The organism is Desulfovibrio intestinivivus, from assembly GCF_053570665.1.
Map to the genome: position 1 here is coordinate 2,414,137 of NZ_JBRBQT010000001.1, position 12,811 is coordinate 2,426,947.

Consider the following 12,811-nt stretch of genomic DNA (forward strand, 5'->3'; position numbering starts at 1 on the left):
CCTTTACACCGCCTGAGCGGTGGAGTTTTTGTGCTGGGCGGTGATGCTCGGGGTATTGCCGTGCTGCTTACGGGCAGGTGTTTCCGTCAGCGGGGGGTCGATTTGTCGGGGTCCGACCAGCGGCAAGCGCAGCGCCTGCCGCCCCATGCCAGCCAGCAGCTCCAGATCGTGTGTGATAAGTAGCACGCTGCGTTCCTGATGGGCCTGCCGCTCAATGGCGGCTGCAAGCCTGTTCATGTTGGCCCCGTCAAGGCCGCTGGTCGGTTCGTCCAGAATGAGCAGGGAAGGGCGTTTGGCCAGAGCGCAGGCAACGACCAGACGCTGCTTTTCCCCGCCGGAAAGCGACTGCGGATGCCGCCCCGCGAGATGCAGCAGGCCGAATTCTTCAAGCAGCATGCGCACATGCTCGGGGTCCTTTTGCCCGGCCAGCTCCAGACAGGTCTGCACCTCCTGCTCCACGGTGCGCATGTGCAGTTGATGGTCGGCATTCTGCAAGACCAGGCCGCTGTGGCGCATGCGCTGTCTTGCATCGCACGGTTGATCGCGAATGAGGATTTCGCCGTTCTGCTGCTGGTCGAGGCCCGCAAGAATCCGGGCCAAAGTGGTTTTGCCCGCTCCATTGTGCCCAATAATGGCAGTGACGCCGCCGGGCAGGTCAAAATTGACGTCTTCGTAGAGGGGCTTGCGGCCCTTGTGCGCATGGGTGAGGTTGCGGGCCTGTATCAGCCCGTGGGCGCTGGTGCAGCCGGGCAGGGTGCGGCGCGCATCGGGAACGCGGGCCTCGCGCAGGCCGAAGCGCCGCCGCAGTTCCGCATCGTGCAGCATGGCAAAGTCGCCCTCCGCCTCAATGCGTCCCTCGCGCATCACAACAACCCTGTCCACCACGTCAGCCAGCCAGTAGAGCCTGTGGTCAACCACCAGAATCGCCATGCCGCGCTCCTTGAGCTGGGCCAGCTTGAGGGCCAGTTCGGCCGTGGATTCCGGATCAAGGTTGGCCGTGGGTTCGTCCAGCACAAGGGCCTGCGGGCGTTGGGTCCACAGGGAGGCCAGGCCGACCTTCTGCTTTTGGCCTTCAGAAAGCTGATGTATGGATGACCGGCAAATTTCCTCCAGGCCAAACTGCCTGACGGCCCCGGCAACGGCATGGCGCATGGTTTCAATGCCAAGTCCTTGCCATTCCAGAGCAAACGAAAGTTCATCTTCAACATTAAGAGCAAAAAACTGCTGCTCGGGATCCTGAAACAGGGTTCCGGCCTGACGGGCAAGCTGGGGCGGGGTCTGCTCCGTGGTGGGCGTACCGTTGACCAGCACCCGGCCTTGCAGGGTACCGCTGAAATAATGGGGGCACAGGCCGTTGAGCAGCCGGATAAGCGTGGATTTGCCGCATCCGCTTGCGCCGGTGCAGAGCACGAGTTCGCCCGGCTCTACCGCAAGGCTGAGGTCGCGCACGGCAGGGCTTTGCTGGTGCGGATAGGTGTAGGTGACGTTTTTACAACGCAGCATCAGCGCATTCCTCCAAGGCTGGTTCCGCCCAGATGCATTTGCAGAGTCAGAGCCGCCGTCAGCACCGCACAGGCCGCAATCAGCAGCAGCGTGTCGCGCAGGGCCCAATGGCAAGTTTTGTAGGGGGTCATGGTTTTGCCGTAGCCCAGTCCCTTGAGCTCCGCCGCGATGCCAAGATCTTCTGATGTGCGCAGCGAGCGGAACAGCAGGGGAGTGAACAGCAGTCGCATGCTCTGCACCGGATGGCGGGTAATACCCCATGGTGAAAGTCTGTAGCCCCGAAGCCGCAGCGATTCCGTGACCTGCTGCACATCGGCCAGAAAGGTGGGGATAAAGCGCACCACAACCGCCGCGGGCAGATAGATGCAGAATGGCAGCCGCATGCCGCGCAAGGCATTGAGCAGATCCTGCACACGAGTGGAAAGCGCCATGGGCAAAACCACGTGCAGCATGGTGAGCATACGCAAAAAGGGAACAACAAGCCCTGTAAATCCGGCTTTGTTGAGCGACGGCATGAACTGTCCCATGATCCACATGCAGCCCATTGCCATGCCGCACATGAGGGTAAAGAAAAGATATGCCCAGAGCAGCGCCTTGGGTTTGCGCAGAGAAAGCGCGTAGCACATGGAAAATCCGCAAAGCAGCAATTGCCCCTGAATGTTTGAAACAACCAGGGAGCCGATTGCCGCCACCACGCTCAAGGCCAGTTTTGCGCGTGCGTCCACCTTGGGCAGCCAACCTGCGGCGTCTGCCGCGTTATTGTCGAACAATGCCCGCATGGCGCAGCTCCTTTACAGCGTTGTACCCGGTGAACAGACCCGCCGCCGCCCCCAGGTACCCCAATATGACCACCGGAACCGCCGCCATGAGCAGGGAAGGATTTTCGCGCATGAATAACCAGGAAATTCCCAGCGAACAGACCCTGCTCGCAATGTCGAACACGCCCACGGCCAGCACCGGGCCCCATGCCCGGCTGTAACCGCCGCAAAGGGCGACAGATGCCTCAGCCATGAGAGCGCCCAGCAAGATCGCGGGCAGCAGGGTGATGCTGGCCCCAAGCAACAGGGCGCTGACGAGCATGCTGACCAGCGAGAACAACAGCAATGTTCCTGCCTTGCGCACCCTGTAGAGCATTACCACCAGCAGGGTCGTGTAGATCAGGTTTTTCAGCAGCAGCGAAACCGGATTCATGCCGCCCCCGGCCAAGGCCACCAGCAGCGTGGAAACCTTGGCCGCAGCGGCAAAAACCCCAATGACAACGAGCTCGTGGGCGCTCCAGTATCGATGGACCAGTTCACTCATGGTGCAACTCCAATATCCGCCCTTATATAGAAAATGAATACGAAATTCAATATCAATACAAGGGCGGATACCTGATTTAAAATTCCACACTTACCTTGATGTTGGCGTGAACCCCTGGTTCGTAAATGGCGGCATTGGGTTCAAGACTGTATTTTTGGTTAAAAATGTTAAGCACTTCGCCCACAACCATGTACTGCTTTTCTTTGCCGAATTTTACGCCCAGCATGGCGTTGGCCGTTGTCCACGTATCGTTCTTGTATTCGATACGGCTGGAGCCGCTTTCGGTCTGGGTCTGGCTGGCAAATCGGGCGTAAACATCGCCGATGATGTCCACGTCGTCGTTGACGGAGTGGAGCGAGCGCACGCCTGCCCGGCCTGTCCATTCCGGCACGCCGGTTTTCCACGTGGTGTAGTCGCCGTTGTCATACTGGCGTTTCATCCAGGTGGCGGAAACGTAGGGGGTGAAGCCAAAGGGCAGGTCATAGCTGCCGCTCAGTTCCATGCCATGGGTTTTGGCCGAGCTGACGTTGCGGTAGCGGTAGGTATTGTTGCCGATCTGTTCGGTGGCAATGTAGTCCGAGGCAACGGTGTAGAAAAGCGACGCATCGAGGGCCAGCCCGTGAGCCGCGTAGCGAGCGCCCACTTCCCAATTGTTGGAGTGCTCGGGTTTGAGTGCGGAGTTGGGTTCAACCGTGCCGCCGCCCATGCTGGAGATGATATATTTCTCCTGCAGGTTAGGCACCCTGAATCCCTGCGAAAAACCGGCCCGCAAGGTCATGTCGTCAATGCCCTGCCACATGAGCGAAAGGTTGAATACCGGCTGCGATTCCCATGTGCTGCCCTCGCCGCCAGCGCTGGGATTGGAATACGTGGTGGTAGGCGGGCCCATCATCTGGGATGTTGTGGTTTTGTCGCCGCGCGCTGTGTTCATGGTTGAGCGCACCCAGGTTTGGCGCACGCCGTAGTTGAGGGTGAAATCCCACGGCAGCTTGGTTTCCATGAGGCCGTACACGGCATGCGTGTCCATGTAGCCCTCGTACTTGTAGTGCGTGAGGGAATTGATTTTTCTGGTCATGAAGGCGTTAATGGGAATGGACATGTTGGAATAGGTATTGGTGTCGGCATCCAGCCCATCGCGGTTGAATTCATAGCCGGCAATGAGGTAGTTGTTTTCGCCCAGAGCCCAGTCGCTCTGCATGCTCGCGCCCCATTGCTCGTTGGTGTTGTCCGCGTAGTTGTTCATCAGCACAGAAGTTGTGCCGGACTTCGCCTCCACATGGTTGAGCATCTTTTTGTGGGTGTCTTGCCAGAAGGCATCCAGCCGCAGCTTGGGCAGGAAGGACGTGAGGTTTTTTGCCTCCATGAAGACGGCGGCTTTTTTGCGCTCCCACGGGGAAATATCGACGTAAAACGAATTGTCTTCCGTGGTTCCGGCCATGACATCGCTGTAAAACTGCTCGTAGGAGCCGCCCATGGTGAACTTGTCGCTGAAGTCGTAGCTCAGGAAGGCGGAGCCTGACTGCTCCTTGAACTTTGAATGCGGGGCCTCGCCGTCAGGCGTGGAAAGATTGTGCTGATAGGTATTGAACCCTGTGGCGCGGTACTTGAAACCCTTGTACGCGCCGTAGATGGACAGGCTTTCGTCAAAGCCCTTGGTTGAGCCGTTGTAGCTGCTAGTTATCTGCCCTTGGATGGGCTTGGTGCCGCCCTTCTTGGTGATGATGTTTACAACGCCGCCCAGCGCTTCGGAGCCGTAGAGCACCGAAGCTGGCCCCTTGATGACCTCAATGCGCTCAATGATCGCCGGGTCAACGAGCAGGGGCGTGCCGTCCATGGACTTGTTTTCGGCAATTTTTTGCCCATCGATGAGAATAAGCACGCGGGTGGGGTTTTCACCGCGCAGGGATATGCGCTTCAACCCCTGCGCGCCAGAATTGACAACCTGCACGCCGGGCACGTCTTCCAGAAGGCCGCCGACAGTTGTCGCTGTCGATTCCTTGATCTGTTCCTTGGTGACCACGCTGACCGACATGGGCACGTCGAGCAGTTCCTTTTCCACCCTTGAGGCAGAAACTTTGACGGTTTCCGTCTCAAGGGTCTGAGCCGGGGCCGGCGCCCCCCAGAGCAGCAGCCCGGCAAGGCCCAAGGGCAGGGCCTGAGCGTTTAATTTACGCAGCAGCGACATTCTTTTCCTCCAGCATCGCCTTGAGAAAATTGAGTAAAAGTTGTGTGAGGTTTACCTGCCAGAATTGCCCGGCCAGGGTGAGCACCACCCGGCCATCATGCCATTCAAGCAGTTGGGCGCGTTGCCACTGGGCAAGCACTGGCTCCCATATTTGACCAAGAGGCAGGGCAAAACGACGCTCAAGGCCTTTTACATCCATCCAGCCCTGCTCCATACACTCGGCAACCGACCTGTAGAGGAAGTAGTGGCGCTGGGGGCTTTGCACAAAGGCCAGAGGCTTGCGTCCGTCACGCACATCCTGCTGCCATTCTGCGTAATTGCTGTTGTTCATGTAAAAGTGCCCGCCCAGATTGCCCCCTGCGCCGGGGCCGAAAGCAAGGCAGTTGGCCGAAGCCTTGACATACAGATTGTAGAGGTTGCGTTCGCGCGAAGTGCGCGCCCAGTGGCTGAGGGAAAGGCGGCGGTAGAAGGCCCCTTCCATGTCTTCCACCGCTGCGGCGTACATGGCCGACTGAAGGGGAATATCCGCCGTGGGGGCGATTTTGCCCTGTTCGATGCCGCGCCCAAGCGGGGTCTGGCGGTACACATTGAGCTGGTAGCAGTCCGCCCCGTCAAGGTTGAGGGATTGGGCAACGGCAATGTCTTCGCGCCAGAGTTCCAGCGTCTGGTTGGGGAAACCGTAAATAAGGTCAACAATGACGGCGGCCTGATCGTAGCTCAAAAGCTGCTCAAGGCCGCGCTCCATGTCTTCGCGCGAACCCAGCCGCCCCATGGACTGCCGGATGGAGGTATGGAAGCTCTGCACGCCCAGCGAAAAGCGGTTTGCGCCGCCTTCAAGGCAGGCTTCCATTTTGCTAGGCCCGAAATTGGTGAGCCTGCCTTCAACCGTGATTTCGCAGTCGTTGGCAAGCGGGAGCGCCTCTCGCACTCCTTCAAGAATGCGCTTGAGGTCTTCCGCTTCAAGGGCTGTGGGGGTGCCGCCGCCAAAATACACGGCGTGAACGGGCGTGCTCTGCACTGCCTTGCGCTCGCGCCACATTTGCAGCTCCGCCAGCAGGGCGTCGGCATACAGGCGGCTGTCGCTTTCGTGATAGGCCTTGTTGTAAAACCCGCAGTACAGGCAGTGCGTCTGGCAAAAGGGCACATGGATGTAGGCCACTGTTTTGCCCTTGAGGGGCGAGGCCAAAAGCAGATCCATATGGCTCTGCATGCTTTCCGGCTCAATCATGTTGCCGCCAGTACCGGGGTGCATGGCGATTTTGCCGTCAAAGGCGTGCGAGAGGGCGCATACGCCTTCTTTGGCAAAAAAAGCGGAGAGGTCTTTGGGCGCGCGCCCTGACGCCGCCGATAATTTGCCCGGATCGGGCATTTCGTAAATTTTCTGGTTAGGCTGGGGATGCATCTGCGTTCCTCGATTGCAAATAAAAGTTAGTCTTAACTAATTCTGTTAACTTCAATTAATTAAATTGAAAAAGAATGTCAATACCAGATTGAAAAAAGCTCAGCAATTCGTGAGGACGCCCGGCTGTTAATGGAAAAATGGTGGAGAAAGCAGCTTGGAGCCAAAGAACAGTAGCGGGCTTCTTGCAAAATTTGCGAGGGGAGCAAGGGGGATCGTGATGATGGGAGGGGCAGAAAAAGATTGCTTGCAATCCGCCGGAGGCGCTGCCTGAATTCGGCAGCTTATCTGGCAACGGCGCGCCAGTATAAGCTGCCAGCAAAAGCCCCTGCCCGCATAATCGCAGGGCAGGGGCTTGGGGCGCATCAGGTGGCCGTTTTTTTATCAAGCCAGTCTAGGGCAGCAATGTTGCTGCATCACCCAAAGGCCGTGCGACATCGACCCGGTGTGCATGCTACTTCCAGACGCTTTCCGCCACTTCAACAACAAGGCGTATCTTGTTCCACTGCTCTTCTTCTGTCAGCGTGTTTCCTTCTTCAGTGGAGGAAAAGCCGCACTGGGGGCTGAGGCAAAGCTGCTCAAGCGGAACAGTCTGCGCAGCTTCATCTATTCTTGCCCTGATGGCACCACGGTCTTCCAGCGTGCCGGTCTTGCTTGATACCAGCCCAAGAACCACCTGCTGGTCACGCATGTGCCTGAGCGGCGTAAAATCGCCTGCACGCTCGGAATCGTATTCCAGAAAGAAGCCGTCCAGTCTGGCCCTGCCAAAAAGCTCCTGCGCCACAGGTTCGTATCCGCCGCTGGAAAACCATGTGGAACGGAAGTTTCCCCGGCAGATGTGCATGGTCACCGTCATGTCGGAGGGCCGGTCTGCGATGGCGGCATTTACAAGGTTCACATATTTTGCCGCCAACGCCGCAGGATCAATGCCTCTCTTTGTCAGCGCTGCGCGCTGTTCGGCGGAGCACAGGGCACCCCAGCTCGTGTCATCCAGCTGGAGGTAGCGGCAGCCAGCGTCGTAAAATGCCTTCAGGGCGTCTTTGTACGCATTGGCAATATCTTCCAGCAACGCGTTTTCAGACCCATAGAAATTGGGCAGGGTAAACTGCTCGTTGCGGATAGCCAGAACAAAGTGGAGCATGGCTGGTGAAGGAATGGTCATTTTGGCCGTGTGCTCGCCAGCGCAGGATTTAAGAAAGGCAAAATCACGCAGCATGGGGTGGTTGGAAAAGCCCACCGGGCCAGCCAGCTCAACGCTTTCGGCCTTGGTGTGTACGCCGTGAAAAATAAAGCCCTTGCTGGTAGCCGTTTTTTGAATGCCCTGAAGCCCAGCAAAAAAATCCAGATGCCACCAACTGCGGCGAAATTCGCCATCGGTAACGGCCTTGAGCCCGCACTGTTTCTGTTTTTCTACCAACTTACGGATGGCCTCGTCTTCCACCTTGCGCAGATCATCGGGGGTGATTTCTTTGTCTTGCAGTTGTTTTCTGGCCTTTTTTATGGATTCCGGGCGCAGAAAGCTGCCCACGTGGTCAGCGCGGAAAGGAGGTTTGTTCCAAAAATCTACGGTGTTTTTTTCAGCCTTCATTTATTTATCCTTTATGTTCGGTTACGCCAGCGTGGCGCGAACAGTTTTTGCGGCTTCAACCATGTTTTCCAGCGACGGGTACGCTTCATCCCACTGGCGTGTTTTCAGGCCGCAATCAGGGTTAACCCACAGTTTTTCCGCTGGAATGTGCCTGAGTGCGCGGTGCAGCAGTTCGATCATTTCTTCCGTTGAAGGCACGCGTGGGCTGTGGATATCGTACACGCCGGGGCCGACCTCGTTGGAGTAGTTGAACCTGTCAAAAGCCTCCAGAAGCTCCATGCCGCTGCGGCTGGATTCTATGCTGATGACATCGGCGTCCATCTGGGCAATCCAGGGCAGAATGGCGTTGAACTCGCTGTAGCACATGTGCGTGTGTATCTGCGTGCTGTCGGCAACGCTTGAGGTAGCCAGCCTGAAAGCCTCCACGGCCCAATGAAGATAATCTTCCGCTGCTGCGCGAGTCAGGGGCATACCCTCGCGCAGGGCGGCCTCGTCAATCTGGATGATGCGCACGCCAGCCTTTTCCAGATCAAGAACTTCGTCTCGGATAGCAAAGGCAATCTGCTTGCACACTTCTGCCCGCGGGAGGTCGTCCCGTACAAAGCTCCAGCACAGAATGGTCACCGGGCCTGTGAGCATGCCCTTGACCGGCTTTTGCGTGAGCGACTGCGCATAGCGTATCCAGGCTACGGTCATGGGCTTTTTGCGGTACACATCACCGTAGATTACGGGCGGTTTAACGCAACGGCTGCCGTAGCTCTGCACCCAGCCGTTCTGCGTAAAGCAGAATCCTCCCAGTTGTTGACCGAAGTATTCAACCATGTCGTTGCGTTCCGCTTCGCCATGCACCAGTACGTCCAGACCCAGCTGTTCCTGCTTTTCAATGCAATGGCGGATCTCATTTTGCATGGCTGCCGTGTATGCGGCTTCGTTTATGCTACCGTTTTTGAAGTCGCGCCGGGTTTTGCGTATTTCTGCCGTTTGAGGAAACGACCCGATGGTCGTAGTGGGCAGGGGAGGCAAGGCAAGCCAGCCTTGCGCTTTTTTGCGGGCGGGATAGCTGGATTGGCGGTGCAGTTGCGAAGGGGCGACGGCGGCAACCCGCTGCCGCACAGTTTCAACATACTGATCGGGATGCGCTGCGGCATCATGCGGGTCTGCCGTATTGCGCTGCAATCCTTCGGAATTAGCCTGTTCCGCAATTTTCCCAAGGTTTGCAACTTCCGCACATTTTTGCACCGCAAAGGCCATGCGGTGACGGATATGGTCTGGCAGGGCTGTTTCTGCCTCCAGATCCACGGGCGAGTGCAGCAAGGAGCAGCTTGAGCCGACAAGAATCCGTTCGCTGCCCAAAGCCGCTGTTGCTTGCGCAATGCACGGCAATATCCGGGCAAAATCCGTCTTCCAGATATTACGCCCGTTCACTGCTCCAAGCGAAAGCGCCATATTATCAGGGATGGCGGCCATGATTTTGCCCAGCTCATCCCTGCCGCGTACCATATCCACATGCAGCACCGCGCAGCCGGAATCCACCGCCAGCGCGAGATTTTTTTCAAGCGGCCCAAAGTATGTTGTGAGCATCAGCCTGTTGCCGCAGGCGGCGTTGAGACCCGCGTATATTTCGGTAAAGCGCCTGACCGCAGCCGGGGGCAGCAACTCTGTGCTCAGCACGGGTTCTTCTATCTGGATACTGTCGCAGAGAGGGGCGAGCGAGGCCAGCAGATTGGCGTACACCAAGACAATGCTCTCAAGGCGCGACCATTTGTGTGCCTCGTGCCGCGATTTTGCCAGCGTCAGCCAGGTAAAAGGCCCGATCATGGCTGGCTTGGGCGCAAAGCCCAGATCCCGGGCCAGGAGCGTGTCTGCCAGTACAGGATGCTTACCCTCCTGCCAGGGCGCATCGCCTTCAAATTCTGGTACAAGGTAGTGGTAGTTGGTGTCGAACCACTTGGTCATTTCCAAGGGCGGAACATTGCGCAGGGCGTCACCCCGCGCAAGGCTGAAGTATCTCTCTAGCGGTGAGTCGGCCTTGTCCGCGGCAAACCTTGCGGGCACTGCACCGAGCATGCAAGTGATATCGAGCATGCGGTCATAAAGCGAAAAATCTCCGGTGGTCACATAAGCAAGGCCAGCATCGCGCTGGATGCGCCAGTGTCGCTTTTTCAGGTCGTTTGCGACTTCAATAAGGGATTGGGCGGAACGGGTACCGTCCCAGAAAGACTCAAGGGCTTGTTTCAGCTCTCTTTGTCTGCCGATTGATGGAAACCCGAGAATGTGGGTTTTCATGGGGATGCTCCTTTCAATAGAAGTTGAAAGGGCAGTCCATTTCACGTTCGTCCAGAACAGGATGCGGGGCATCCGTCAGGCCGGGCATTTGCCTGTACGCGAGACAGTACTGCCGTGCTGCGCCAATCGCAGCAATTGTGACAAGTCGTCTCCTGGCTTCCGGCCTGTGGCAGTCTGGCCTTCCCATTTGCAATTGCAAACAGTGACCATGACCCAGGTAAATGCCGGTTACAGTGGCGCGCCCGCGGCAGATTTTCACTGCCTTCCGTTTCTAATCACAATATCTGGATAAATTGATATATAGTTTTGTTCTTTTCGTCAACAGTCGCCTTTGTGCAATACCCACATGCTGTGGCCTAAAATCGCCCCCCTAAAGATATGCATTGAAAGGTAGTGCTCCTGCCATAGGAGCACCAGAATGAAGCGGAGCAGATTCATAGAAGAGCAGAGTAGTGGGATAGCGGGCCTATGCACAGATGGTTGTATCCGGTGCTATTGCTTGTTTTCCCATTCAGGTTCCTCCCTGGTTTCGGGCAAAGTATCCTGCTCGAACAGGCCGAACTTTTTCATTTTTCTCCAAAGCGTAGCGCGCCCAATGCCCAACCGGAGCGCAGTTTCTTTTCTGTTTCCGCCGCATTGCCGCAACATGTCGCGCAGGGCGCGTGCTTCCAGAGCATAAAGGCTGGCGGCAGAGGAGTCCTGTTGGCTGACAACTGGGGCAACGTCGTTTGAGCATGTCTGTTCGTATGGGTGACAGCTGCGCAGGGAATCGGCCATGATGTCTTCAGAAAGCACACCATGCGTGGCAATAACCATGGCTCGCTCCAGAACATTGGCCAGTTGCCGTACATTGCCCGGCCAGGGGATAGTTTCCAGAAGCGCCATTCCCCGTGGATCTATTCTTGGCATGGGTTTGTGCTGTTCTTTGGATTTTCTGTGCAGTATGAACCGCGCCAGCAGGCCGACATCCCCCAAGCGTTCCACCAGCGGGGGAAGCTCCAGAATGAGCACCGCCAGTCTGTAGTACAGGTCTTCCCTGAACCTTCCCGCCTGAACTTCTTTCGCCAGATTGCGGTTGGTGGCCGCGATAATGCGCACATCCACCGGCGTTACCTTGTTGTCGCCCACGCGCGAAACCTCTTTTTCCTGTAGGACTCGCAGCAGGCGACATTGCAGGGGTAAAGGCATTTCGCTTATTTCATCCAGAAAAATGGTGCCGCAGTGGGCCATTTCAAAAAGACCCATTTTGCCGCTTTCGCTGGCACCAGTGAACGCCCCCCGCACATAGCCGAACAGCTCGCTCTCAAGCAGGTTTTCTGGCAGAGCGGCGCAGTTTACGGCCACAAAGGGGCTGTCTGCCCTGGCGCTGGCATTGTGGATAGACTGCGCAAATAGCTCCTTGCCTGTTCCTGTTTTGCCGTAAATGAGGACAGTGCTTTCGGACTGCGCATAGGTAAAGGCCCGCTTTTTTGCTTTTTCCAGTGATTCCGATTTTCCCACCACATCGGCAAAGGTGCTTTTGGCCACATGCCCAGAATCACGTACCCGTTTGCGCACCCGCTGCTCCAGAGACTGGATGCGCCGCACTTCCTGCAACGTAAGCACCGCGCCCCGGCTGTGCCCGTTCACGTGGATGGGCACACTGGTAACAGCCAGAGAATTGCCGCCTATCAGGCATACCTCGGAGGCTTGCTCGTTTTCAGGCGTCTGGATGCAGGATTCCCAGGGCATGCCCAAAACCTCGCGCACGTCGCGCCCCACCACATCTTGCCGCCGCAGGCCAAGCAGCTCAAGGCCGATGCGGTTTATCTCAGAAATATGCCCCGAGGCATCAATGCCGATAATGCCATCGTTGATGGAGTTGAGCAGGGCATTAATTGTGCCGAGGCGCAGGTCTTTTTCCTTCTGGAGCGAAACAATGCGCTTGCCCTCTTCAATGGCGTCCTGAATGACGCGCGGATCCATGTCGATGTGTACGCCCTGCGCGCCAAGAGCCCGTGCGGCGTTTACCACGGGCGAGCCGCCCACAAAGGCCTTTACGCCTCTGGCAATGAGCTGCCGCAGTCTTTCCGATATATCGGCAAGATCCGTCAGGGTTTCCACAATCACCGGTTTTTCAAAAAAATCCTTTAGGGCAAGAGCGTTGTAGGTGAAGGATTCAAATCCCACCACCGCGATTTTATCCGCAAGGCCAAAGGCGCGGTTGACCGCGCGCAGCATGTCCACGCTCGTATACCTTAGCTCCAGCACATGCGTTTTGAGGGCTTCTTTAAGCAGGGCAGCCGTGCCGCCGTTGCTGACTACAACCATGGCCTGCCCCTGGTCGATATGGCTTTGGGCAAGGCGCACTGCATCTTCCAGCGCTGCTTCATAAACAAGAAAGCTCTCGCCGATGCGGCTGAAAATGTTGCTGATAGTGTTGGTAATCGGTTCGCTTGGGGTGATGAACAGAATGTCTTCCCTGCGGATATGAACCATGGACGTCTCCATCTGCAAATTGTTTCCTTTTGATACATGGTATATCAAGTGAAACATAAATGAAACAGAT

The 12,811-nt window shown here is 57.0% G+C and carries 8 protein-coding genes and 1 riboswitch; all 8 genes read right to left on the bottom strand.

The features are described from left to right. Window positions 1-3: 3 nt before the first annotated feature. Entirely contained in the window at window positions 4-1,503 is a 1,500-nt protein-coding gene (locus ACUZ9P_RS10475; protein ID WP_449249657.1) for an ABC transporter ATP-binding protein, read from the bottom strand. Next, window positions 1,503-2,282 carry an energy-coupling factor transporter transmembrane component T family protein gene (locus ACUZ9P_RS10480; protein ID WP_449249658.1) on the bottom strand — a complete coding sequence of 260 codons (780 nt, stop codon included), beginning with the start codon at window positions 2,280-2,282 and terminating at the stop codon, window positions 1,503-1,505. Before ACUZ9P_RS10480 ends, ACUZ9P_RS10475 begins: the two co-directional genes overlap by 1 nt. Further along, on the bottom strand, window positions 2,260-2,805 hold the full coding sequence (locus ACUZ9P_RS10485; RefSeq protein WP_298996974.1) for an MptD family putative ECF transporter S component: 546 nt from the start codon (window positions 2,803-2,805) through the stop codon (window positions 2,260-2,262). The genes ACUZ9P_RS10480 and ACUZ9P_RS10485 overlap by 23 nt, the downstream gene beginning before the upstream one ends. A gap of 76 nt (window positions 2,806-2,881) precedes the next feature. Beyond that, a complete protein-coding gene (locus tag ACUZ9P_RS10490) occupies window positions 2,882-4,990 on the bottom strand; it encodes a TonB-dependent receptor plug domain-containing protein (protein ID WP_449249659.1) in 2,109 nt (702 codons plus the stop codon). Then, window positions 4,974-6,392, bottom strand: a complete 1,419-nt coding sequence (gene hutW, locus ACUZ9P_RS10495; RefSeq protein ID WP_449249660.1) for a heme anaerobic degradation radical SAM methyltransferase ChuW/HutW — start codon at window positions 6,390-6,392, stop codon at window positions 4,974-4,976. Before hutW ends, ACUZ9P_RS10490 begins: the two co-directional genes overlap by 17 nt. Before the next feature lie 451 nt (window positions 6,393-6,843). Beyond that, a complete protein-coding gene (locus tag ACUZ9P_RS10500; protein ID WP_449249661.1) occupies window positions 6,844-7,977 on the bottom strand; it encodes a 5-methyltetrahydropteroyltriglutamate--homocysteine S-methyltransferase in 1,134 nt (377 codons plus the stop codon). A gap of 21 nt (window positions 7,978-7,998) precedes the next feature. Then, complete coding sequence (gene metE, locus ACUZ9P_RS10505; RefSeq protein ID WP_449249662.1) at window positions 7,999-10,263, bottom strand: 5-methyltetrahydropteroyltriglutamate--homocysteine S-methyltransferase; 2,265 nt, start codon at window positions 10,261-10,263, stop codon at window positions 7,999-8,001. Between the two features lie 122 nt (window positions 10,264-10,385). Further along, a riboswitch (cobalamin riboswitch) is annotated at window positions 10,386-10,558 on the bottom strand. A 197-nt stretch (window positions 10,559-10,755) separates the two neighbouring features. Then, complete coding sequence (locus tag ACUZ9P_RS10510; protein WP_449249663.1) at window positions 10,756-12,741, bottom strand: sigma 54-interacting transcriptional regulator; 1,986 nt, start codon at window positions 12,739-12,741, stop codon at window positions 10,756-10,758. Window positions 12,742-12,811: the final 70 nt, after the last annotated feature.

Coding starts and splice junctions, on each gene's coding strand:
- ACUZ9P_RS10490 (WP_449249659.1), bottom strand. CDS start 4,990: ATGTCGCTGCTGCGTAAATTAAACGCTCAGGCCCTGCCCTTGGGCCTT.
- ACUZ9P_RS10480 (WP_449249658.1), bottom strand. CDS start 2,282: ATGCGGGCATTGTTCGACAATAACGCGGCAGACGCCGCAGGTTGGCTG.
- ACUZ9P_RS10475 (WP_449249657.1), bottom strand. CDS start 1,503: ATGCTGCGTTGTAAAAACGTCACCTACACCTATCCGCACCAGCAAAGC.
- hutW (WP_449249660.1), bottom strand. CDS start 6,392: ATGCATCCCCAGCCTAACCAGAAAATTTACGAAATGCCCGATCCGGGC.
- metE (WP_449249662.1), bottom strand. CDS start 10,263: ATGAAAACCCACATTCTCGGGTTTCCATCAATCGGCAGACAAAGAGAG.
- ACUZ9P_RS10510 (WP_449249663.1), bottom strand. CDS start 12,741: ATGGTTCATATCCGCAGGGAAGACATTCTGTTCATCACCCCAAGCGAA.
- ACUZ9P_RS10500 (WP_449249661.1), bottom strand. CDS start 7,977: ATGAAGGCTGAAAAAAACACCGTAGATTTTTGGAACAAACCTCCTTTC.
- ACUZ9P_RS10485 (WP_298996974.1), bottom strand. CDS start 2,805: ATGAGTGAACTGGTCCATCGATACTGGAGCGCCCACGAGCTCGTTGTC.